Here is a 22,674-nt window from a genome sequence, read left to right on the forward strand (position 1 = left end):
GGGAGCCGAGCTTGCTCGCGATGGCGGCGGTACATCCAGCATCCCGGTGACAGGCCCACCGCTTTCGCGAGCAAGCTCGCTCCCACAGTGGACTTGTGGTGTCAGCGATATCTGCATTCACCACAAAACCCTGTGGGAGCCGAGCTTGCTCGCGATGGCGGCGGCACATCCAGCATCCCAGTGACAGGCATACCGCTTTCGCGAGCAAGCTTGCTCCCACAGTGGATTTGAGCGGTACGCAATGTCTGTGTTGCTCGGTATCTGCCAGGCCACTACCCTTTCGCCTTGATCGCATACATGCCACCGGCAATCACCAGACACGCCCCCGCCACCGTCCAGGTGTCTGGCAGCTCGCCGAATACCAACAGGCCAATCAGCGTGGCAAACACCAGCAGCGTGTAGTTGAACGGCTGGAGCGTGGCCGCGGTTGCATACTTCAGCGCCTGGAGAAATAACAGCTGGGCCACCACGCCTGTCGTGGACAGCACCGCAATCAAGCCCCATTGCGTCGGGCTCGGCGCCACCCATCCAGGAAGACCTACCGAAGTGATGGTGATCGCGCCGAAGAAGCCCATGTACAGCATGTTCGTGGCGAACGAATCATGCTGGCTGATCCGACGCGTCAGCACGCTGAAAACCGCGAATCCCAAGGCAGACGCCAGCGGAATCAGCGCTACAAGTTCGAAGACACCAGTGCCAGGCCGAAGGATGACCAGCGTCCCCGCGAAGCCCACGGCGGCGGCAACCCATCGACGCACGCCGATGAACTCACCCAGGAACACCCCAGCCAACGCCAGTGTCATCAAAGGGAACACCGCATACAGGGCATGCATCTCCGCCAGTCCCAAATAGCGCAGCCCCCATCCAAACAGCACGATTTCACCCACCCCGACCAATGCACGGATGACCTGCAGGCAAGGATGGCGGCTTCGGCACGCGGTCCGCAGGCTGCCCTGATAGACGCTATAACCGACAGCAAAAGCCAGGAACGCCCAATAGCGCACCATCACCAACTGCGCGACGGGAAGGTCTTTGACCAGCACCTTGGTGATCCCATCCTGGCTGGCAAACACCAGCATGGAGAGCAGGCACAGGAGAATGCCGAACTGGGGCCTGGGAACGTCATAAGCTCGTGCAGCGCTGTCCGACTGATTGCTCATGGATCATTCCATCTGGAGGGAAATTGTTGCTTCGTGACGCCAGGCATCATCCATGCCCCGGCACGCCATTCGCGTCATCGTAAGCCGGGCCCGGTTGTCAGGCGAGCTCAGACTCGAGCGCGATCAACGGCGCAAGGGCAACCTTGAGCACATCGATTTTATCGGCGGACAAACGCGCCAAGGGCCGACGCGGATTCCCCGCCCCATAACCAGTGATCTCGGCAGCGGCGTAGACCGACTGCACATAGTCACCCTGCCAGATCAACGACATCACCGGCTCGATCGACCGCCAAACCTCCCGGGCACGTGCCCAGTCCTGTTTCATGGCAGCCTCCACCACGGCAACGCAAGCGCGCGGGGCCATGTTCGCCCCGCCCCAGATCAAGCCCGCGGCGCCGGCGAAGAGCGCGTAGGGTACCAGCGCGTCGGCGCCATTCATCGTCGGCAGCCCCGTGCGGATCAGCGAGGCTTGGGCGGCAAGGTCACCACTGCTGTCCTTGACCGAGACGAAGTGGGGTATCTCGCTCAGCCGGCGAAACAGCGACGGGGTCACTTCTACGCCCACCGCCTGGGGCACGTTGTAGCCTATGATCGGCAACCCGGTCTCAGACACCGTCGAGTAGAAATCGACGATGCCCTGGTCGTCGGTCGGGCCTTCGAAAAACGGTGGCAACACCATGACGCCGTCGGCGCCACATTCAACGGCATGACGGGTGCGCTGCACCACTTCGTCCGCCAACAAGGCAGAGGTTTGCACAATAACGCGAGCACGCCCCTTGAGGACCTTGGCGCCGAAGGCCACCAGTTGTCGGGACTCTTCCTGGCTCAGGTAGACATGCATGCCAGTCCCCGAGCTCAGGACAAAACCCTGGACGCCAGCAGCCAGATAGCGCTCGAGCAACGTCTCGAAGCGTGGATAGTCAATCTTGCCTTGGGCATCGAACGGCGTGGTCACGGCCAGGTTGAGGCCGGAAAAAGCGAATGCGGACATTGGGTCGTGCCCCCTTTCTTGTTTCCTGATCGGACGCACCCACAGCCCTTCCCGGGCTGTTTGCACGCAGTAGTGGCAACACATATCGTCTCAGGAAAATCAGCTCACCGATTCAAGTGGAATCTGGGCCTGGAGGCGCGTCAGCATGGTTTCGCAGTACCAATCATCGAACTGGCACACGCCATTTTCCGCAATGTCCGAAAAGGGTCCCGGCTCGTAAGTCGGCGAGGTCACACCGGCCTGCGTGCCTTCTACCAAACGCCGGTCTTGATCGTTGGTGGCCAGCCAGACCTTCGTCAGCCGGTCAATCTCATAGTCCACACCTTCAACGGCAGTATTGGGCACCAGCCATTTGGTCGTCACCAGCGTTTCGCCGGGGCCGATCGGAAGCACCCGGAAGCTCAAGGCGTGATCGCCGAGAAAGTGGTTCCAGGTAGACGGATAGTTAAGGTAGAGCAAGGCGCCAATATCCGGCTCGCCGCTTTTATCCAAGCGTCCCGCCACGGCAGGTTTACCGTCCATGGTGTAACTCACGGCGCCTGCGGACAGTGGAATGCGCGTCATACGAAAACGGCCATTCGGATCCATGACCAGCTTGCTGGGCATACCCGCGGTTTCGCAGCGATTCCAGTGGGCGGTCAGTTCTGGATCATCTTCGCCCCCGACCCCGGCCACCGAAAGGTTCTCGACAAAAGAATTCATCAACTCGGGATGCGTACCGTCACAGTGGAAACACTCGCGGTTGTTTTCAAATACGAGCTTCCAGTTACCCTTTTCGATGAGGTTTGACTCGAAAGCCACCTTGCAGTTATCGAGGAAATGGGGGGCGATGAAAGGGCTTACAGAGTGCCTGAAACTTTCGAACTCAGGCGCCTCGTCAGCGACGCAGACATAAATATAGGTATGAACAATTTCACAATGAACAGCTTTCAGGTTGTATTGAGACCTGTCGAAATCGGCGCCCATATTACCGGCAAACAAAAGATTGCCATCCAGTTCAAACGTCCACTTATGATAAGGGCAGACGAGTTTCGCGACTTTACCCTGGGCGTGTTCGCAAACTTTAGAACCACGATGACGACAGGCATTATGAAAAGCCCGGACCTGGCCACTTTTATCCCTGATGATCAAGACAGGATAGTCGCCGATTTGCAGCGTCAAGTATTGCCCGGGCTTTTCAAGCTCGAAAGTATGCCCCGCAAAGATCCAATCCTTGTGCCAAATCTGCTCAAGATCCTGACGAAAAACCTCAGGTTCAATATACAGTTCACGGGGAAGCGCGTGGCGCGCCTTACGTTTTTCAATCAGGCCGATCACGGATGCCTTGGTATTCATTATTATCCTCTTCACATCAACCTGACGGTTAATGGCAAGTACGCCCAGAAAACGGTGTCATGGCCAACGGATCCTGCGCGCTGGAATGTCCAACGCCGCCGTTGAATTAATATTTTTCAACCATGTTTAACACGAAGGGTACGGTAGCCTGCCCAGCCGGCAAAACTACATTTTCGTCGTTCAACTGATAACTTAGCGTTATGACCCAGCGAATCCAGAAAATACCGTGCCGACCATCGCTACCGACCGAGAAGACTTGAAGGAAGCGGGGGAATTTATACGCTCCACCTGGAAAATTTCGAAAGGATCCAGTCGCGCACTCTCCGGCAGGCATCTTCGTATTCAGTCCGTTCATTGCAGGCCACGTAATGAAGGCTGTTTCGAAGCGTCACTTGATGCTCGACAGGGCGAACGAGCTGCCCTCGCTCGACCATTGCCCCGACCAGCTGGTTCCAGCCCAGTGCGACGCCTTGATGGGTCAGGACCATGTTCATGATCAGGTTGTAATCATTGGCATGAAAAATAGGCGGACAGTCGGAAGGACGCTCATCGATATCAACGTTCAGAAAGGCCAGCCATACCCCCCAATCCACATGTTCAGCCACGCCCGACCGTCCATAGGGACTCAGGTTGAGCAGCGAAGAATCGCGCACCCCTTCCAGCGAGGTCAGTTCGGGATGCGCGTCCAAAAACGCTGGAGAGCAAACAGGATAAATAATATCGTGGCACAACTGATAACTCTTGTACCCGTCTCCCACTTTGCGAATTTTTGAAATGATGATGTCCGGCTCTACGCCCGGCTCCATATTCACAAAGTTCTGAGTGGTAATCAGGTTAAACTCAATATCCGGGTTAGTCGCACGAAACTCCGGAAGATGCTCTGACAGCCACAATGCAGAAAAGGCCGGTGAGCAACAAACCGTCAGGATATGTTTCTGCGTCGGCGCGGTACGAATCCTTTCAGCCGCCTGTGCGATATTAACGAAGGACAGTTGCGCCGCCTCGAAAAAAATCTTTCCCTCGGCGGTTAGTTCTACCGTGCGCCCGGCACGCATGAACAGTTGAGCGCCCAACGAGTCCTCCAGTTCTCGAATCTGCCGACTGATCGCGGCTTGCGATACGCACAGCGCCTCCGCTGCCCGCGTGAAGCTTTCATATTTAGCGGCGGCGACAAATGCTCTGACAGCCCGAAGGGAAGGCATTCTAAGCAGCAATGTATCAGGGTCTACGTGTCTGCTGAGCATGGTAAGCCCTCATCCTCCTGTCATCCGCGGAAGCGGCGGAGCCTAACTCAATAGCCTAGCCCAGGCCATACCAACGCGTCGTGATTGGACCAAGGCGGTCGTTTCGGCGGGTCTGGATAACGTTAGGTTATCCATAAAGCCCTGTAAATGTTGTTGGATTTAAAATCAGGATACTTATAGATTGAAAAAAAGCCCGAGCCCAAGGGCAAACAATAAAAAACAGGTACATGTCATGCGCATATCCATCTTTTATTCCTGCCCGCCTAAATTACCAACGCTCGAGCTCAATTCGATTTCGTGCGCTTGTAGCGTTACACGCAAAGGAGGGACGCAATGACGAGTTCAGACGAAATCATTTCTGTTAAGAACGTTTTTAAAATATTTGGCGCACAACCTGAAACGGCGATGAAAATGCTCGACGCCGGGGCAAGCAAAAAAGAAGTCTTTGAAAAAACAGGCCAAGTCATCGGTGTTTTCGACGCCAGCTTTGCCGTCAAGCGTGGCGAGATCTTTGTGATCATGGGGCTCTCAGGTTCTGGCAAGTCGACGATGGTGCGCTTGTTCAACCGCCTTATCGAACCCACCTCCGGCAGCATTTATCTTAACGGTCGAGAAATTACCGGGCTGGCTGACAAAGCGCTTCTCGACGTCCGCCGCAAAGAGATGGGCATGGTGTTCCAGTCCTTCGCCTTGATGCCGCATATGAGCGTCCTGGAAAACACCGCCTTTGGCCTGGAGATTTCCGGCATCAGTGAAAAGGAACGGCATAGCCGTGCCAGGGAAGCCCTCAGCCAAGTCGGTCTTGCCGGACAGGAGCACAGTTATCCGCATCAACTTTCCGGCGGCATGCAACAACGGGTAGGCCTGGCCCGCGCGCTGGCCAACGACCCGACCATCCTCTTGATGGACGAAGCCTTTTCCGCCCTGGACCCGCTTATCCGCAGCGAGATGCAGGGAGAGCTCATTCGCCTGCAAGCCGAGCAGAAGCGGACCATCATCTTCATTTCCCACGACATCGAGGAAGCCGTCCGCATCGGTCACCGGATCGCGATCATGGAGGGCGGCCAGGTGGTACAGATCGGCACGCCTCAAGAGCTGATCAGTCAACCGGCCAATGACTATGTGCGCACGTTCTTCAAAGGCTTCGACAGCTCCCGGATCCTCAAGGCAGGCGACGTGGCCAGGCTCGATCCGGAATGGGTTCGCAAGCTGAACGGCCAAGCGCCACAGTTCAAGGCCGGCCTCCCGTTCGGTTACTTGATCGATGAAGGCGGGCAATTGCTCGGGGTCGTGGATATCGATACCAGCGGCGCAGGTGGCAGCACGCATTACACCCAGCACCAACAGCATCCCGTCTTTACCGATACCCCCCTGCACGAAGTACTGGAAATCGCAGCCACCCTGCCCTACCCGGTCCCTGTACTCGACCGTTCGGGCGCCCTCACCGGGACGCTATCAAAGAGCGAGTTACTGCAAACGCTGAGCCGCCATTAATCCAGGCGCGCCCCTCTACGCTGGCGCGTCCCTGACCTGAAGTACCTGCGGCCTTCATAACGCCGCTGCGGTGATGATGAAGAGGTAAACCCTGATGTCCGAGTTCAGTTTTCTCGACCCGTTTCAAGTCCTCACTATTCCATTGGGTGACTGGGTGGAAAGCACCCTGAATTTCCTGGTACACAACTTTCGCGATGTGTTCCGCGCCATCCGCTGGCCGATTGACCAGGTACTGAACGGCGTCGAGTACACGTTGCAGAGCATCCCACCCAGCATCGGGATCATTCTGTCTTCCTTGCTGGGATGGCAGCTGGCCGGTAAACGCATGGCTTTGCTGTGTTTTGTGACGCTCACCCTGCTGGGCCTTATCGGTGTCTGGTCCGAGTCGATGACCACCTTGGCGCTGGTACTGACTTCAGTCTTCTTTTGCGCCTTGCTAGGGATACCCCTGGGTATTCTCTGCGCCCGTAGCGACAACCTGGAAAGAATCTTGCGGCCCGTACTCGATGCCATGCAGACATTGCCGGCGTTCGTTTACCTGGTCCCTGTCGTCATGCTGTTCGGCATCGGCAACGTGCCGGGCATCCTTGTCACCATTGTCTTCGCCCTCCCCCCTCTGGTGCGCCTGACGAACCTGGGCATCCGCCAGGTCCCGGAGGACAAGATAGAAGCGGCCCGCGCGTTCGGCTGCACGCCGCGGCAGATGCTGACCCGCGTCCAGTTGCCCCTGGCGACGCCCACCATCATGGCTGGACTCAACCAGACCCTGATGCTCTCGCTGTCGATGGTGGTCATCGCGTCGATGATCTCGGTGGGCGGCCTTGGCCAAATGGTCCTGCGCGGCATCGGTCGCCTGGACATGGGCTTGGCCACGGTCGGCGGGACTGGCCTGGTGCTGCTCGCCATCTTCCTTGACCGACTGACCCAGGCCATGGGCGCTCGCACCGGGGCCGACCCGAGCCTGCGCTGGTATCACACCGGTCCTGTCGGCTTTGTTCTGCGCTTGTTCGGGGCGAAACAACCGGTGGGAAGGAGCAAGACAGCTTAAACCCCCGTATTCGATCTGCCGCACACGAAGATAAAACCAAAAAGGTACGCGAAGATGTCTGAATTCAAGCTTTCCCGCAGCATTCTCAATTGCGCTACAGCCCTCGCCATAGCGGCGATGTCGCTTTACGCAAACGCCTCGGCCAACCAACCGGGCGACGGTGTAAAAATCACCCCCATCTTCCCTTCTATCGCAGAGGAACGATTCCGCGGTGAAGTGGCCATGGAAGGTCTTCGAGAGCTGGGTTACAAGGTGCAGGAACCCAAGGAGACCGAGTACGGCGTCATGATGATGGCGCTGAGTAGCGGTGACGCGGACTTTACGGTGCACTTGTGGGACAAGTTGCACGATAAGTTCTACCAGCAGGCCGGGGGCGACAAGACCATGGTCAAGGCGGGCGACATCATGCCCGGCGTACTCCAAGGTTATTTGATCGACAAAAAGACCGCCGACGCCCATGGCATCAAATACATCACCGACCTGAAAAAACCGGAAATCGCCAAACTGTTCGACACCAACGGCGACGGCAAGGCGGACATGACGGGATGCAATCCTGGCTGGGGCTGCGAGTTGGTCATCGCGCACCACATGAAGGCCTACGGCCTCGAAAAGACGGTCACCGTCAACCAGGGTTCTTATTTCGCACTGATGGCGGACACCATCACTCGTTATAAGGAAGGGCAGCCGATTCTGTACTTCACCTGGGTCCCACAGTGGATCGCCACTGTCTTGGTCGAAGACAAGGACGTGGTGTGGCTGGAAGTACCGAAAACCGACTTGCCTGATGGCAACAATACTGTCGACACCCTGTACAAGGGCAAGAACCTTGGCTTTGCGGTAGACAAAATCCAGGCCGTGCTGAACAAAGACTTCGCCGAGAAAAACCCGGCGGCCTTGAAGTTCCTTTCGGTGATGCAAATTACCACGGCTGACGAAAGCGCCCAGAACTTGAAAATGCAAGAAGGTGAGAAAAAGCCAGCGGATATCCGCCGTCACGCCAAGGAGTGGGTGGCAGCCCATCGCCAGCAATTTGATGCATGGTTGCAAACCGCTCGCGCTGCGGCGACACAAACAAAAAATTAATACAGATAAGAGGCGGGACAAGTCGATGACTGCCCCGCCCCTTTAATGACGTTCCGTTCCACGTAGAATTTAATCAGTAAAAGCCAACCGAAAGGCCCGTTTCGATTACTTATAACGGAGGATTATCTGTTTCCTCTATTAAACGTTGTTGGATATCAAGCAATCACCAGAATAAATTTGGCGCTGGCCCTACAGCCAATTAAAACTGCAAAAAACTTAACCGTTACGGCCGTTAAATACTCAGTTCACTTGAAGTTACCAAACAGCTTTTTTTGCATGACTGGCATCGGATCGGTTGAATGAACAGGATCTTGAAATGTTAAAAGTATCTTCATTGCCTGCCGATGATCAATCTTGCGGGTGGTACCACTTGAGCAAGGGGCGCCAGATCAAGCCCGCCCATCAAGGCCATGGCAGTGCCCGTTGGGTGATTGGCGGTGCCGGCTTCACCGGCCTTGCCGCCGCCCGGCAGCTCGCGACTCACTTCCCCGACGATCAGATCGTGTTGATTGACGCCCAGGAAGTGGGCTTTGGCACTTCCGGTCGTAATGCAGGGTTCGCTATCGACCTGCCCCATGACATCGCTGCCGAGGACTACATCGGCGATATCGCCACGGCGAAAACCACACTGAAACTTAACCTGAGTGGCCTGAATTATTTAATAGAGTTGGTTGAACGCCACGGCATCGATTGCCAAATGAAGCATTGCGGCAAATACCAGGCAGCCGTTGAGCCACGGGGCATCGCCGTCCTGGAGGCCTACCGTCGCGGACTCGATAAACTCGATCAGCCCTACCAGATGATCGAGGCCAGCGAACTGCCCGAACATATCGGCACGCATTTCTACCGCAAGGCGTTATTTACGCCAGGGACGTCTTTGCTTCAGCCTTCGGCGCTGGTCAAAGGCTTGGCCGACAGCCTTCCCAGCAACGTGACGCTATACGAAAACACCGCGATCACCCATGTGGAATACGGCACCAAGACAGTACTCACGCACGCCGCGGGTTCAATTACCGCGGACAAACTGATCCTGACCAATAATGCCTTTGGCATGAGTTTCGGCTTCCTGAAGGGCCGCATGCTGCCGGTGTTCACCTACGCCAGCCTGACCCGCCCCATGACCGAGCAAGAACAGGCTCGCCTCGGTGGCCGGCCTTATTGGGGCGTCATTCCTGCGGATCCATTCGGTACTACGGTACGTCGCACACCGGATAACCGTCTTCTGATCCGTAATAGTTTCAGCTTCAACCCGGACGGCCGCAGCGATGCAAAATACTTGAAACGTTTTGTCGCCAGGCACCAGGCCTCTTTCGAACAACGCTTTCCCATGCTGCCTGAAATGAACATCGACTATACCTGGGGCGGCGCACTGGCTCTTTCACGTAACCATATGGGTTATTTCGGCGAACTTTCACCCAACGTCTATGGAGCTCTGTGCTGCAACGGACTGGGTGTTACCCGCGGGACGGCGACCGGCAAACTCTTGGCGGATTGGCTGGCTGGAGAACAATCCGAGCTCATTGATTTTGTCTTGAAATCACCCGGCCCCTGCCCTAACCCACCCGCGCCGCTGGTTTCAGCGGGCGTCAATATAAGTTTGCGCTGGGGGCAATACCGCGCTGGTAAAGAAAGTTAATCATATCGAAGAAACTTGAAGACGTTGGAGCTGCTCGCTCGATCTTCTGCGAGCGGTTCTCTTGGTTAAAAAGGCTGCGCTGACTGGCTAGCGCCGCTTGATAGGCATTGACACTAACTGGAGCGAGATCAATGAAGTTTGAAGGCATTTACACACCGGCCGTTACGCCGCTGACCTCTGACGGCAGTATCGATAAGACCGCCTTCGCCGAAGTCCTGGAGTATCTGGTCGACTCCAAGGTCCACGGCATCATTATCGGCGGCTCGACTGGCGAATATTACGCACACACCGCCCAGGAGCGTTTCGACCTGGCCGCCCAGGCCAAGGACGTATTGCGCGGGCGTCTGCCACTGATCGTCGGTACCGGCGCCATCCGCACCGAAGACTCGGTCGCCTACGCCGAAGCGGCGAAGGCCATCAAGGCCGATGCGTTGTTGGTGGGCTCGCCACCCTATGCACTGCCGACGCAAAAAGAGATCGCCCTGCATGTCAAGGCCGTGGACCGCGCCGCCGGTCTACCCATCATGCTTTACAACTATCCAGGCCGCATGGGTGTGAGCATGGGCGAGGAGTTCTTTGACGAAGTCAGCGATGTGAAAAATATCGTCGCCATCAAGGAAAGCTCCGGTGACATGGCCCAGATGCACCGCTTGGCCTGCAAGTACCCACACATCGCCCTGTCTTGCGGGTGGGACGATCAAGCCCTGGAATTTTTCGCCTGGGGCGCCCGCAGTTGGGTGTGTGCCGGTTCCAACTTCATTCCCCGCGAGCACGTCGCGTTGTACGAGGCCTGCGTGGTGGAAAAGGACTTCGACAAAGGCCGACGCATCATGGCGGCGATGATGCCGCTGATGGACTTCCTGGAGGGCGGAAAATTTGTCCAGTCCATCAAGTACGGCTGTGAACTGAACGGCTTGCGCACCGGTGGCCTGCGCGCCCCTCTGCATGGCCTGGACCTTGAGGAAAAGCAGGCCCTGCAAGGCGTCGTCACCGAGCTCAAGCGCAACATCGCGCAGATCACTGGAGGTGTCTGAAATGGCTGATTTACTGAGCAAAGAACAGTACGCGGCCATCGCCGCCCAGTTGAAATTTCCTACCCAAGCGTTCATCAACGGCGAGTTCCGTGATGCCCTCTCTGGAAAAACCTTCATCACGACGAACCCGGCCACGGGTGAGCAGCTTGCAGAGATCGCGGCGTGCGATACCCGTGACGTCGACGTTGCCGTGGCGGCCGCCAAGCAAGCCTTCGAGGATGGTCGTTGGCATAAGCTGTCACCCGGCGCACGTAAGCAGGTGCTCCTGCGTTTCGCCCAATTGCTGGAAGACAACGCCCACGAACTCGCCGTGCTGGAAAGCCTGGACAGCGGCAAGCCTGTCAGCGAATGCCAGAACGTCGATGTGCCCGATGCCATCCATACCTTGCGCTGGCATGCGGAGTTGATCGACAAGGTGTATGACAGCACCGCGCCGACCGGCCACGGTGCCGTCACCCTGGTGGTGCGCGAGGCGATCGGCGTCGTCGGCCTGGTCCTGCCGTGGAACTTCCCACTGTTGATGCTGGCCTGGAAGATCGGCCCGTCCTTGGCTGCGGGCTGTTCCATCGTGGTCAAACCGGCCAAGGAAACCACCCTGACCGCGCTGCGTGTGGCCGAGCTGGCCCATCAGGCCGGTATTCCGCCAGGCGTATTCAACATTACCCCTGGCGGCGGCCGGGAGGCTGGCGAGCCAATCGGTCGGCACATGGATGTGGCGATGGTCAGCTTCACCGGTTCGACCGACACGGGCCGGTTGTTCCTCAAGTACGCGTCCGAGTCGAACCTCAAGCGCGTGGTGCTGGAACTGGGGGGTAAAAACCCCGCCGTGGTGATGAATGACTGCGAAGACCTCGATCAGGTTGCCCAGTATGTGACGGCCGGCGCTTTCTGGAACATGGGCGAGAACTGCTCGGCCTCCTCGCGGCTGATTGTCCATAAAGACGTCAAGGATGAGCTGCTGCAACTGATCGGCAAGCATCTGCGCGATTGGAAAATGGGTGACCCGCTCGATCCTGAAAATCGCCTCGGCGCCATGATCAGCAAAACCCATTTCGACAAAGTACGTTCTTATCTGGAATACGCAGCCGAGCACAAACTCAACGTGATGCAAGGTGGCGAGACCGAGTCCGGCGTGTTCGTGCAGCCGACCATCATCGATGGAGTCGAGCGTGACAGTCGCCTGTTTATCGAGGAGATCTTCGGACCGGTCCTGAGCGTGACCAGCTTCAGCACGATCGACGAAGCCATCGAGCTGGCCAACGACACGGTCTACGGCCTGGCGGCCTCCGCCTACACCGGCAGCCTGCGTAACGCCTTGCGCCTGTCGCGGGAGATTCGTGCGGGTGTGGTCACGGTCAACTGCTTCGGTGAAGGCGACGCCTCCACGCCGTTCGGCGGCTACAAGGAGTCTGGCTTTGGGGGACGCGACAAATCTGTCTGGGCGCATGATCAGTACACCGAGCTGAAGACCATCTGGATTGATGCTTCATAACCTGTTCGAGATCGCGATTTTGTGGCGGCTGTACTGGCCTCATCGCGAGCAAGCTCGCTCCCACATTCCTCCGGCGTACACATGACCCTGTGGGAGCGAGCTCGCTCGCGATGAGGCCGGCACAGCGGGCAATACCTCAAGCAGACTGAACACTGGACGCCATCATGAAGACTTCACCTTTTTCGATTCCAGCCAATGCTCGGCGCATCGACCCCGCCAGGCAGCGTGCAACCGCCTTAAAAAAAGATGGCTCCGTCAATGACAACGACCGCGTCGAAATAGGCCCCACTCCCCTGGCGTTCGGGGAGTGGGAGCGTTTGGGCCTGGAACCGCCCCATTTGCCCACCCTGCGCAAGTACCGGCTGCAACGAATTGTCGATCAACTGGTCGCCCGTGACCTGGGCGGCATTCTGTTATTCGATCCGCTGAATATTCGCTACGCGACCGACACCACCAACATGCAGCTGTGGACGACCCATAACCCCGCACGGGCCTGCTTCGTCGCCGCCAGTGGGCACGTCGTGTTGTGGGACTTCCATGGCTGCGATCATCTTTCCGCCCATTTGCCGCTGGTTACAGAATTGCGCAGCGGCGCGTCTTTTTTCTTTTTCGAGACCGGCGAGCACACGGATCGACACGCCAGGCATTTCGCCGCGCAAATCGACGAGTTGCTGCGCCAGCACGCCGGGGCCAACCGACGCCTGGCGGTAGCCCGAATCGAAGTCGCCGGCGTACGCGCATTGGATGCCCTGGCCAGCGAGATTTGCAGCGGCCAGGAAGTCACCGAATTCGCGCGCATGATCAAAGGCCCGGATGAAATCAAGGCGATGCGCTGCGCGGTGGCCGCGTGCGAAGCCTCAGTGGCCGAAATGCATCAGGCAATGCGCGCCGGTGCGACCGAAAACGACGTCTGGGCCGCCCTGCATTCGGGCAATATCCGCCGTGGTGGCGAATGGATCGAGACGCGCATCCTCAGTTCCGGTCCTCGCACCAACCCCTGGTTCCAGGAGTCCGGCCCACGCGTGTTGAGCGACGGCGACCTGTTGTCGTTCGACACGGATCTGATCGGCACCTACGGCATGTGCGTGGACATGTCCCGCAGTTGGATTTGTGGGGGACTTGAGCCCACGGCCGAACAGAAGCGCCTGTATCGAATTGCCCATGACCATATCAGCCACAACAGCGAGCTGATCAAGCCAGGCATGCGCCTCACGGAACTGACCGCCAAGGCCCATCGGCTGCCAGAGTCCTGCCGTGCCCAGCGGTACGGCGTGCTGTTCCATGGTGTCGGCCTGTGCGACGAATACCCCTGTGTCCGCTACCCCGAGGACCTGGAATCCTACGGATACGAGGGCGAGTTGCAGGCAGGCATGGCCCTGTGTGTCGAGGCTTACGTGGGTGAAGTGGGTGGCCGCGATGGCATCAAGTTGGAGAACCAATTACTGGTCACTGAAACCGGCTATGAGTTGTTGACGCATTACCCCTTCGACGACAGCTTTCTGCGCATATGAAGCTTGATTGATGAGCCATTTAATTGAAGGCCATAAACCATCAAGCATCGGTTTTCTCTTGCTTGAGAACTTTTCCCTGACGTGCTTCACGCAATGCCTGGACGTGCTCGTGACGGCCAATCTGATCCGGCCAGGCTCGGTAAAAGTGCATACATTCAGTCGAAACGACTCCGAAGTCGTCAGCGACCTGGCCATCCCCATCAGGCCGGATACCCCCCTGACGGACATCAGGATCGCCGCCCTGGATCTGATGATTGTCTGCGGGGGGTTGCGCACGCCTAGAGTCGTGCCTGATGGGTTGGTGAAACTCTTGAACAAACTCGCCAGCATGCCCATCGCGCTCGGTGGGCTATGGAATGGCGCCTGGTATCTGGGCAAAGCCGGGTTATTGGATGGCTACCGCTGTGCCATTCACGCAGAACAACGGATCGCGTTATCCGAGTTTTCACCTAATACGAACGTCACTCTGGAGGCCGTGGTATTTGATCGAGACCGGCTCACGGCGGCGAGTCCCGCGGGCGCTTTTCAAATGATGATGAAGTGGCTTTACAAAGCGCTTGATCAGAACGTCGCGAACGCGGTTTTTGACCTGTTGGATCATGACCAATCCAGGTTTCGGACTTCAGTACAGGTGCAAGACGGCAAGGTCAGCGCCCCGCTACGAGAAATCATCACCTTGATGGAGAGTAACCTGGAAGAACCGTTAGGACCGGATCAACTCGCCGAGTGTGTTCAATTATCAAGACGTCAGGTGCAACGTCTTTTCCAGGAACAATTGGGCGTCCCTCCCCAGCGCTATTACCTGGAACTGCGACTTAAAGGCGCCCAACACCTGATACAGAATTCACGCTTGGCAATCATCGATGTTTCGATTGCCTGCGGCTTTGTCTCAACCCCGCACTTCAGTAAATGCTACAGCTCCTTTTTTGGTTATCCGCCGTCGAGGGAACGTCGCCACGAATTATGAGGGCTGCGAAGCTGGGCCTAGGGGAAGGACGCGGCGCACGTCTCCCATTCAGTGCCTAATCGGTTTGGGGATCGCAATCCGGTTGCTGGACTTTACCTCGCGCAAAGCCAGACTCGACTGAATCGAGGCAATACCGACCTGACGCCTGAGCACCTGCTCGATAAAGTCGCTGTAGCTATCAAGATCCTCCGCCAGCACTTGCAGCACGTAATCGGCGTCCCCGGTGATCTTGTGGCAGGACAGCACCTGCGGCAGTTGCGCAATCACCGCCTCGAAGGCATCCGGTGCGTGATCGGCGTGGGTGGAAAAGCGGATGTGCACGAAAGCCATGATGTCCAGCCCGAGCATTCTTCGGTCAAGGTTTGCCTGATAGCCCTTTATCACCCCCGCCTCTTCCATTCGTTTGCGCCGTCGCCAGCAAGGCGTAAGGCTCAATGAGAGTCGCTCGCTGAGTTCAGCGTTGGAAATACTCGCGTCCTCTTGCAATAACTCAAGAATCGCCAGATCGGTCTCGTCGAGGCTGATGCGTTTGGATAGATTTTTCTTCAATCTGGCATTCCTGAGTCAAAGCGCCCGATTAATCTAGCAAAGCACGAAAACAAAGCAAAGAAATCGCCTCAATACCAGAACAGAATATTTGCACTGGCTTAAATTGACGGATGCGCAGAATGTTTACAGTTTTCAGTGATTCCCACCGTTTGCACCACGGCACCGAATTGAAAGACGGCGTGCTCAAGCCGTCGTTCGAACAACCCAGTCGGGCCGACACCGTTCACCACCGCGTCAAGCAGGTAGGTCTTGGCCAGATCGTCGAACCGCGTATGTTTGACCGATCGTGTTACGTCAACGCGCACAGTGAGCGCTACGTCAGTTTTCTGGAAAGCGCCTGGACAGAATGGTGTGCGACAGGACGTACGCATGACGCCTTGCCACTGGTATGGCCGGTGCGTGATCTGGCCAATGAACACGTACCCACTTTCGTCGACGGCAAGCTCGGCTTTTATGCAATGGATGCCGGCTCACCGATTACCGCCACCACGTGGCAAGCGGCAAAAACCAGCGCCGATATCGCCCTGACAGGCCTGGCACTGATCGATGAAGGTCACGACAGTGCCTTTGCCCTTTGTCGTCCGCCGGGCCACCACGCGGCACGTGAATACATGGGGGGTTATTGCTATCTCAACAACGCGGCCATTGCTGCACAACAGGCCATCACCCAAGGCGCCAGACGTGTCGCGGTACTGGACGTCGATTTCCATCATGGCAATGGCACCCAGAATATTTTCTACGAGCGAAGTGACGTCATGTTCGTGTCGCTGCACGGCGAACCGACCGTGTCCTATCCGTACTACTCGGGCTTCAGCCACGAGGTCGGCGCCAGCCATGGCGAAGGCTACAACCTCAACTACCCCTTGCCGAAGAACACTACCTGGGAAAGCTACCGCAACGCCCTGCTCCATGCCTGTAAAAAGCTCCAGCAATTCGCGCCCGAAGTGTTGGTGATATCACTGGGCGTCGACACGTTCAAAGACGACCCCATCAGCCACTTTCTGTTGGAAAGCGATGATTTCATCGGGATTGGCGAGCTGATTGCGAGCGTTGGCTGCCCCACCCTCTTCGTGATGGAAGGGGGCTATATGGTCGATGAAATCGGCATCAATGCGGTGAACGTACTGCATGGTTTCGAGAGCAAACGCGCTTGAGAATCCCCCCGCCCTACAGCGTTTCATGACTGGATTGGAGAATAAGAACATGACTCTTTTTATTGATGTCGATGATGCCGCACGCCTGTTTGCCAAGGTCGGTATCCGCCGGGCGATCAGTGAAATGGCGGCGTACATCGAAGCGGACTACCTACGCTGGACGCAATTTGATAAATCGCCGCGCACGGCCAATCATTCTGCGGACGGTGTGATCGAGTTGATGCCTACCGACGACGGCCAGCAGTATTCATTCAAGTACGTGAATGGCCATCCGGACAATGGCCAGAGAAACTTGCTGACGGTCATGGCCTTCGGCCTGCTGGCCGATGTTCACAGTGGCTATCCAATCCTGCTCAGTGAACTGACACTGACAACCGCTGTACGCACCGCAGCCACCTCGGCATTGGTTGCGCGATCGCTTGCCCGTGCAGGTGCAAGCTCTATGGCGATCATCGGCAATGGCGCCCAGAGTGAGTTTCAAGCGCTGGCTTTCCATGAAATGTTGGGCATCGATGAAATCCGAATCTTCGATATCGATCGCGACGCGTCACACAAGTTGAAGCACAACCTGGCGGCCTTTCCCACGATCAAAGTGACGCTGGCCAACTCCGTACAGGAGGCGGTCAGGGGTGCACACATTGTCACCACCGTCACTGCCGACAAAACCTACGCAACCATTCTGACGCCCGAGATGATTGAGCCCGGCATGCATATCAACGCCGTCGGCGGTGACTGCCCGGGTAAAACCGAACTGCACGCCGACATCCTGCGTAATGCCCGAGTCATCGTCGAGTTCGAACCGCAAACACGGATTGATGGTGACATCCAGCAACTGGAAGCCGATTGACCCGTCGTTGAGTTTTTCCGGATTGTGCAAGGTGAAGTTCAGGGACGCGAGAGCGACGAACAGGTCACGGTATTCGACTCGGTGGGCTTTGCCCTGGAGGACTTTTCGTCACTTCGCTATCTGCATGCCATGGCGCAGGAGCATCAAGCCGGCAAGCCTATTCACCTGGTGCCAAAGCCCGAGAACATAAAAAACCTTTACCAGTTGATTGATCAACCGCCGGCCAAAGCCGAGCGATTGCGCGCAGCCAATTGACCCAATGGTGACGCCCCGAGACCGTGTATCAAGGGGCCCCTCACCGTCCAGACAGACACACCACCGTCGCTAGCCATTGCGTCTCCAACAACAACGCTAGACGTCCACCTTTCTGCCAAAACTCAAAAAACATAAGATCAAGAGGTTTTGAAATGAAATCGAGTTCATCAGAGCTGGTTGAACAGCCTGCGCTGCAGCGCACCCTCAGCAATCGCCACATTCAGTTAATGGCCATGGGAGGGGCCATTGGAACAGGCCTGTTCATGGGCTCCGGAAAGATCATTGCACTCTCCGGCACGTCGATCATCCTCATCTATATGATCATCGGGTTGTTCGTTTACTTCGTCATGCGCGCCATGGGCGAAATGCTACTTTCCAATCTGAATTTCAAAACCTTTGCGGATTTCGCCGGCGCCTACCTGGGCCCTCGCGCAGCATTTTTTCTCGGCTGGTCTTACTGGCTGAGCTGGAGCGTTGCAGTGATAGGCGATGCCGTAGTGGTCGGCGGTTTTTTTCAATACTGGTTCCCCGGTCTACCTGCCTGGATACCGGCCATAGGGATGTTGGCGACACTGTTCGCCTTGAACGTGCTGACGGTCCGGCTGTTTGGTGAAGTCGAATTCTGGTTCGCAATCATCAAGATCATCGCCGTCGTGACCCTGATTGGCGTCAGTATTGTAATGATTGCCAGTTCCTTCGCTTCCCCCAGTGGCTTCACCGCATCCCTGAATCATCTGGTGGACAAGCAGGCTGCGTTTCCAAACGGCTTACTCGGCTTCTTCGCCGGTTTTCAGATGGCTATTTTCTCATTCGCGGGCACCGAGCTGATCGGCACCGCGGCGGCAGAGACCCGATCTCCGGAGAAGACCCTGCCCAAGGCAATCAACTCCATCCCGCTGCGAATCATCTTGTTCTACGTACTCGCATTGAGCTGCATTATTGCCGTGACATCCTGGCAACAGGTTTCGCCGGTCAAGAGTCCCTTTGTAGAACTTTTTCTGGTGGCAGGCTTCCCCGCAGCGGCTGGCATCGTCAACTTCGTGGTACTGACATCCGCCGCGTCCTCGGCAAACAGTGGCGTATTCTCGTCCAGCCGCATGCTTTTCGGGCTGGCCAACCAAGACAACGCTCCTGGCATTTTCCGGCGACTATCGGGCAATAGCGTACCGCTGCTGAGCCTGGTGTTTACCATGCTGTTGGTGCTGGCAGGTGTACTCGTGCTGTTCATCGTACCGGAGGTCATGACAGCGTTCACCATCGTCTCTACCGTGTCGGCGATCCTGGTTATTTTCACTTGGTCAACCATCCTCGCGTCTTACATTGCCTATCGCAAAAAATGCCCTGAGCTTCATATGAAATCTGCCTACAAGATGCCCGGTGGGGTGCCGATGGCCTGGATCTCATTGGCATTCTTGGGTTTTGTGCTGGGCCTGTTGGCATTGAGACCTGACACCCGTATTGCCTTGATGGTCATGCCAGGGTGGTTTGTATGGCTGGCAATTGCCTACCCGTTGACCCACCTTCGCAAGCCCAAATGTGCAGTTGAGTCGGCGAGTCAACTCGGTTGAGTCAAGGGCACTATCGTTACACGGCCTCGACAGCCTGCAAGTGTGTGTAGCTGGCGACAAAGCGACTGTACTTGTGTTGACCGCAGGTATAAGGCGCGTATTTCGCCGGGTTATCGGCACTGATGCACGTGGCGACGGTCTCGACCGTCGCCTCGAAGTCCAAGTCAATGAAGAAAGGAATGGAATACCGTTCGACACCGCTGGTGTTGATGACGCGGTGCATGGTCGATGTATAGCGATCGTTCGTCAGGGTTTGCACCAGATCACCAATGTTGACAATGAACGTATCTTCCACCGGTGGCGCGCTTACCCATTCGCCCGCACGATTGCGTACTTGCAAGCCACCGACCTTGTCCTGGAAAAGAATCGTCAGGAAGCCATAGTCCGTGTGTGCGCCGATCCCGATTTCCTTTTGTGAAATGTCGCCACTCTGCGAGGGGTAATGCAACAAGCGCTGGATGGTGATCGGTTTGCGTTGCAGTTTTTCAAAGTAGTCCGCCGGCAGATCCAGGCTCAGCGCAATGGCGCTGATGAGCTTACGCGCCAGGTCAAGCATTGCACGGTGGTAGGCCTCGCAGACCTCGGAAAATTGCGCCGGCTCCGCTGGCATCAGGTTCGCCCCGAAGAACGGGGACACTTCATCATCGTGGGCACCGTAGTCGAAGCACTCCTTGAAATCCCGGGTGTTTTCCGGATCGACGTTTTCCGCGTACATGGGAATGTAGCCACGAAGCGTAGGACCTGAATTGATGACGTTCAGCTTATTCTTTTTATCAAAAGGCATGGCGAAGAAGCCTTTCGTCTGGGCGTACATCGCGTCGATCAAGGCACGAGAAACGCCATGATTCCTGATATAGAAAAAACCAACTTTCTCGCAAGTTTCGCCGATCTGGCGCGAGACTGTTTGTGGGTCGCTCCCATCGAGTAACGGCGCAATATCAATAAAAGGGATTTCTTCGAATGTGGTCTGTTTGCTTGCAAGCCGGGTATCGGTCAGCTGAATCATCGGTGAACCTCAACAAGAGCGCCGTATTTTAATTATCCTGAAGCGAGTTGCAGCGTCGGGACCAAGAGCGTTGATCTTGATCGCTTATGCTGAAGTTATTGTTCAGGATTGAATCGGCACTCACAAACCACTTTTCATTCAATGCTCATGAGAAAAAATCAATCATGAGAACAAGGCTATATTTCGATGCCCTGTGCATGGCATTGAATGGTGGTCACCGTCAGGTTTCGTCAACCATCATACGACTTGGCGGATCCAAGGTACCTCATCAAGTTAATTCATCAGCGTTGCAATCCTTGCACTGCCGACGTGCGATGCTGTGGCGCCGCGTGTCTTTTTCTAAAAGCTCGACTGCCATGAACGCTTCGATACCCGCCCCACCTTCAACTCTTTCAATAAAACTCAGAATGGCCTTTTTCATGAACCAATGGGCGGTGCGATCCAACTTAGCCGACGCGGACTTCAGCCTGGCCCGCGTCTCTTCGTCCAACTTGATGCCCTGCGTGGTCACCGCCATATCTCTTCCTCTCAATCATTACCCGATTTCATCGTTTCTTATAACGAGGCATTAGTGCATCAAGCCCCACAGGGCCAGAAGTGGAACATCCCTCGACTTCATTGCATGGACACAGGAGGGCGGGTTGAAAACCAAACCTCCCGCGCCAGGACTCCACCACCCCACCTCCTCCCGATACCACTCGCCCGGCGACAGGACGAGATAGAACTCGGCAGGCGGGTGTTGGTGATAGGGGTAGCAGGTTTCGGGCAGCATGAGCGCCAATCCCAAGGTCAGGGTGGAACATTCCAATAACCCTCCGGGGCCGGCGATCATCCCGTGGCGATGCCGCTCCACGAAAGCGCTGTCCTGGTCGGCCCGGGCCTGGCGATTCATCCAGGTGAGATGGGGCAAGAGCGTGCCTAACGCCTCCCGTATCGACAGCAGGTCATCATCGGTCCTGGGCGCAGCTTCAAGTGCCTCGGATAAGTGGGACGCCAAAAAGCCTGGCAGTGCATTTGAAGCTTGCGCAGCCGTCCTGATCGTCCATTGGGCCGACTTCAGAGACGCGACGTGCGCTTGCGCCTCATCGCAGCCGCTGCCCGACAGGATGTTTTGAAGCGAACACCTGAGCGAGTCGCCGCTGCGGAGCATGTCCTGACCCCACGCTGGATTTTCAGTGCTATTCATCATCGTTTCGATCCCATTTCCCGAGCGACGTATCGGAGCGGCTTACAGACAACTCAGTTGTTCCAGCAGGTCAACGGGAACACTGATTCCATCATTCTGCGCGGTGACCGTTGAATGTTGCCGTTCCCATCCCGGCCTGTGGACGCCCATCTGCGCCAGGCGGGTCAGTTGACTTGAGAGCCGCAGCTCGAATCCCGTCGAAAAGAAATCCGGCGCCAGCAGCTGGACCAACAGGCCACAGCCAGGCGTCTGGTTTCCCTGGTTGAAGTCCGGCGCATCCAGCGACCAGTTGGCGCCTGTGAGCCCCGCCGCCAGCACCTCGACCATGAGCATCAAGTTGGCCCCACGGTGACCGCCAAAAGGCAGCAGCGCACCGCCCAGTGCCGCCAGGGCATTACGTGTGCCGTTGCCCTCCTGGTCCACCGCCCAACCCTCGGGAATATCGTTGCCCGTCGAAGCGGCGTGGGCGATGTTCACAAATGCTGCGGCACTGCAGGCCTGGTCGAACAACAAGGGGATGCCATCGGCCGAGGGCGCGGCAAACGAGAGCGGGTTGGTCGAGTAGGTCTTGCCCTTGGCGCCAGGAACGGCCACCAGCGCCGGTCCGTTTGCGCCCGCCAAGGCAATCAGCCCGGCCTGGGCAAACCGCAGCGTGTAGTCGCCCAACTCACCGCTGGTAAAACTGTTGCACTGGCTCAACGTGGCCATGCCATTGGTGTGCGCGGCATGGCACAGCGAATCGAAACAGCGATCGACACCCAACTGGGCAATTCCGCCTTGGGCATCGGATTTGAAGATCATCGCGCCGGCGCGGGAGATACTTGGCTCGGCACGTGGATCGATGCGTCCGGAGGAAAAGCCCGACAAGTAATCGGCAAGATGCCGGAACCCCACGGCCTGGTTATCGCGCGCTTGCGCAGCCACTGTGGCGTGGGCCAATGAGAGGGCAACCGCGGCTGAGCAGCCCTTCGCTTCGCAGAGGCGCTTCACCCAGCCGACCGCTTCATCCAGGGTAAAGCGACGGTAAGCGGTGGTCTTCAAGGGGATCGCCTGAATGTTCATTCGATGCAGCCGATGCCCCTCACAAGGGCATCGGACGGCAACACAACTATTG

The 22,674-nt window shown here is 56.9% G+C and carries 19 protein-coding genes and 1 pseudogene; 11 read left to right on the forward strand and 9 right to left on the reverse strand.

Annotated elements, in window-relative coordinates; genetic code table 11:
* Window positions 1–272: 272 nt before the first annotated feature.
* From HGO40_RS17020 to HGO40_RS17035, 4 genes are all read right to left on the reverse strand, one after another.
* Entirely contained in the window at window positions 273–1,160 is an 888-nt protein-coding gene (locus HGO40_RS17020) for a DMT family transporter (protein WP_250963959.1), read from the reverse strand.
* Window positions 1,161–1,257: 97 nt separating this feature from the next.
* The gene (locus HGO40_RS17025) at window positions 1,258–2,151 is read right to left on the reverse strand and encodes a dihydrodipicolinate synthase family protein (RefSeq protein WP_250963960.1); all 894 of its coding nucleotides are present in this window, start codon (window positions 2,149–2,151) and stop codon (window positions 1,258–1,260) included.
* 99 nt (window positions 2,152–2,250) lie between these two features.
* Window positions 2,251–3,486 (reverse strand): aromatic ring-hydroxylating oxygenase subunit alpha, encoded by a 1,236-nt coding sequence (locus HGO40_RS17030; protein ID WP_250963961.1) that lies wholly within the window; start codon window positions 3,484–3,486, stop codon window positions 2,251–2,253.
* 275 nt (window positions 3,487–3,761) lie between these two features.
* Complete coding sequence (locus HGO40_RS17035) at window positions 3,762–4,730, reverse strand: LysR family transcriptional regulator (RefSeq protein ID WP_250963962.1); 969 nt, start codon at window positions 4,728–4,730, stop codon at window positions 3,762–3,764.
* Window positions 4,731–5,063: 333 nt separating this feature from the next.
* On the opposite strand from HGO40_RS17035, the gene proV reads away from it, so the two are divergent.
* The 8 genes from proV to HGO40_RS17075 all read left to right on the forward strand — a co-directional run bounded on the left by proV (window position 5,064) and on the right by HGO40_RS17075 (window position 14,995).
* Window positions 5,064–6,224, forward strand: a complete 1,161-nt coding sequence (proV, locus tag HGO40_RS17040; protein WP_250963963.1) for a glycine betaine/L-proline ABC transporter ATP-binding protein ProV — start codon at window positions 5,064–5,066, stop codon at window positions 6,222–6,224.
* A 94-nt stretch (window positions 6,225–6,318) separates the two neighbouring features.
* Entirely contained in the window at window positions 6,319–7,272 is a 954-nt protein-coding gene (proW, locus tag HGO40_RS17045) for a glycine betaine/L-proline ABC transporter permease ProW (RefSeq protein ID WP_250963964.1), read from the forward strand.
* 54 nt (window positions 7,273–7,326) lie between these two features.
* Complete coding sequence (gene proX / locus HGO40_RS17050) at window positions 7,327–8,355, forward strand: glycine betaine/L-proline ABC transporter substrate-binding protein ProX (RefSeq protein ID WP_250963965.1); 1,029 nt, start codon at window positions 7,327–7,329, stop codon at window positions 8,353–8,355.
* A gap of 316 nt (window positions 8,356–8,671) precedes the next feature.
* Window positions 8,672–9,991: an NAD(P)/FAD-dependent oxidoreductase gene (locus HGO40_RS17055; protein ID WP_250963966.1), complete on the forward strand. Its 1,320-nt coding sequence runs from the start codon at window positions 8,672–8,674 to the stop codon at window positions 9,989–9,991.
* A 131-nt stretch (window positions 9,992–10,122) separates the two neighbouring features.
* Window positions 10,123–11,025, forward strand: a complete 903-nt coding sequence (locus tag HGO40_RS17060) for a dihydrodipicolinate synthase family protein (RefSeq protein WP_250963967.1) — start codon at window positions 10,123–10,125, stop codon at window positions 11,023–11,025.
* Window position 11,026: 1 nt separating this feature from the next.
* Window positions 11,027–12,517: an aldehyde dehydrogenase gene (locus HGO40_RS17065; RefSeq protein ID WP_250963968.1), complete on the forward strand. Its 1,491-nt coding sequence runs from the start codon at window positions 11,027–11,029 to the stop codon at window positions 12,515–12,517.
* Between the two features lie 164 nt (window positions 12,518–12,681).
* Window positions 12,682–14,028 carry a dimethylsulfonioproprionate lyase DddP gene (gene dddP / locus HGO40_RS17070; RefSeq protein ID WP_250963969.1) on the forward strand — a complete coding sequence of 449 codons (1,347 nt, stop codon included), beginning with the start codon at window positions 12,682–12,684 and terminating at the stop codon, window positions 14,026–14,028.
* A 10-nt stretch (window positions 14,029–14,038) separates the two neighbouring features.
* Entirely contained in the window at window positions 14,039–14,995 is a 957-nt protein-coding gene (locus HGO40_RS17075) for a GlxA family transcriptional regulator (RefSeq protein WP_250963970.1), read from the forward strand.
* Window positions 14,996–15,043: 48 nt separating this feature from the next.
* Here HGO40_RS17075 and HGO40_RS17080 read toward each other — a convergent pair whose 3' ends face one another.
* On the reverse strand, window positions 15,044–15,544 hold the full coding sequence (locus tag HGO40_RS17080; protein ID WP_250963971.1) for an Lrp/AsnC family transcriptional regulator: 501 nt from the start codon (window positions 15,542–15,544) through the stop codon (window positions 15,044–15,046).
* 119 nt (window positions 15,545–15,663) lie between these two features.
* Between HGO40_RS17080 and HGO40_RS17085 the strand changes: the two genes are divergently transcribed.
* From HGO40_RS17085 to HGO40_RS17095, 3 genes and pseudogenes are all read left to right on the forward strand, one after another.
* Complete coding sequence (locus HGO40_RS17085) at window positions 15,664–16,698, forward strand: histone deacetylase family protein (protein WP_250963972.1); 1,035 nt, start codon at window positions 15,664–15,666, stop codon at window positions 16,696–16,698.
* Between the two features lie 49 nt (window positions 16,699–16,747).
* Window positions 16,748–17,800: pseudogene (ocd, locus tag HGO40_RS17090) on the forward strand (ornithine cyclodeaminase).
* Window positions 17,801–17,952: 152 nt separating this feature from the next.
* Entirely contained in the window at window positions 17,953–19,368 is a 1,416-nt protein-coding gene (locus tag HGO40_RS17095) for an amino acid permease (protein WP_250963973.1), read from the forward strand.
* Window positions 19,369–19,384: 16 nt separating this feature from the next.
* Here HGO40_RS17095 and HGO40_RS17100 read toward each other — a convergent pair whose 3' ends face one another.
* From HGO40_RS17100 to HGO40_RS17115, 4 genes are all read right to left on the reverse strand, one after another.
* Window positions 19,385–20,374 (reverse strand): isopenicillin N synthase family dioxygenase, encoded by a 990-nt coding sequence (locus tag HGO40_RS17100; protein ID WP_250963974.1) that lies wholly within the window; start codon window positions 20,372–20,374, stop codon window positions 19,385–19,387.
* Between the two features lie 268 nt (window positions 20,375–20,642).
* Complete coding sequence (locus HGO40_RS17105) at window positions 20,643–20,891, reverse strand: transcriptional regulator (protein ID WP_250963975.1); 249 nt, start codon at window positions 20,889–20,891, stop codon at window positions 20,643–20,645.
* 51 nt (window positions 20,892–20,942) lie between these two features.
* Entirely contained in the window at window positions 20,943–21,560 is a 618-nt protein-coding gene (locus HGO40_RS17110; RefSeq protein ID WP_250963976.1) for a dimethylsulfonioproprionate lyase family protein, read from the reverse strand.
* Window positions 21,561–21,602: 42 nt separating this feature from the next.
* The gene (locus HGO40_RS17115) at window positions 21,603–22,622 is read right to left on the reverse strand and encodes an Ldh family oxidoreductase (protein WP_250963977.1); all 1,020 of its coding nucleotides are present in this window, start codon (window positions 22,620–22,622) and stop codon (window positions 21,603–21,605) included.
* Window positions 22,623–22,674 lie beyond the last annotated feature (52 nt).

The sequence above is a fragment of the Pseudomonas sp. CG7 genome, from assembly GCF_023701885.1.
Classification (GTDB): Bacteria; Pseudomonadota; Gammaproteobacteria; order Pseudomonadales; family Pseudomonadaceae; genus Aquipseudomonas; species Aquipseudomonas zanjanensis.

Coding starts and splice junctions, on each gene's coding strand:
- HGO40_RS17060 (WP_250963967.1), top strand. CDS start 10,123: ATGAAGTTTGAAGGCATTTACACACCGGCCGTTACGCCGCTGACCTCT.
- HGO40_RS17075 (WP_250963970.1), top strand. CDS start 14,039: ATGAGCCATTTAATTGAAGGCCATAAACCATCAAGCATCGGTTTTCTC.
- HGO40_RS17020 (WP_250963959.1), bottom strand. CDS start 1,160: ATGAGCAATCAGTCGGACAGCGCTGCACGAGCTTATGACGTTCCCAGG.
- HGO40_RS17030 (WP_250963961.1), bottom strand. CDS start 3,486: ATGAATACCAAGGCATCCGTGATCGGCCTGATTGAAAAACGTAAGGCG.
- HGO40_RS17065 (WP_250963968.1), top strand. CDS start 11,027: ATGGCTGATTTACTGAGCAAAGAACAGTACGCGGCCATCGCCGCCCAG.
- HGO40_RS17035 (WP_250963962.1), bottom strand. CDS start 4,730: ATGCTCAGCAGACACGTAGACCCTGATACATTGCTGCTTAGAATGCCT.
- proW (WP_250963964.1), top strand. CDS start 6,319: ATGTCCGAGTTCAGTTTTCTCGACCCGTTTCAAGTCCTCACTATTCCA.
- HGO40_RS17110 (WP_250963976.1), bottom strand. CDS start 21,560: ATGAATAGCACTGAAAATCCAGCGTGGGGTCAGGACATGCTCCGCAGC.
- HGO40_RS17100 (WP_250963974.1), bottom strand. CDS start 20,374: ATGATTCAGCTGACCGATACCCGGCTTGCAAGCAAACAGACCACATTC.
- proV (WP_250963963.1), top strand. CDS start 5,064: ATGACGAGTTCAGACGAAATCATTTCTGTTAAGAACGTTTTTAAAATA.
- HGO40_RS17105 (WP_250963975.1), bottom strand. CDS start 20,891: ATGGCGGTGACCACGCAGGGCATCAAGTTGGACGAAGAGACGCGGGCC.
- HGO40_RS17085 (WP_250963972.1), top strand. CDS start 15,664: ATGTTTACAGTTTTCAGTGATTCCCACCGTTTGCACCACGGCACCGAA.
- HGO40_RS17055 (WP_250963966.1), top strand. CDS start 8,672: ATGTTAAAAGTATCTTCATTGCCTGCCGATGATCAATCTTGCGGGTGG.
- HGO40_RS17095 (WP_250963973.1), top strand. CDS start 17,953: ATGAAATCGAGTTCATCAGAGCTGGTTGAACAGCCTGCGCTGCAGCGC.
- HGO40_RS17025 (WP_250963960.1), bottom strand. CDS start 2,151: ATGTCCGCATTCGCTTTTTCCGGCCTCAACCTGGCCGTGACCACGCCG.
- proX (WP_250963965.1), top strand. CDS start 7,327: ATGTCTGAATTCAAGCTTTCCCGCAGCATTCTCAATTGCGCTACAGCC.
- HGO40_RS17115 (WP_250963977.1), bottom strand. CDS start 22,622: ATGAACATTCAGGCGATCCCCTTGAAGACCACCGCTTACCGTCGCTTT.
- dddP (WP_250963969.1), top strand. CDS start 12,682: ATGAAGACTTCACCTTTTTCGATTCCAGCCAATGCTCGGCGCATCGAC.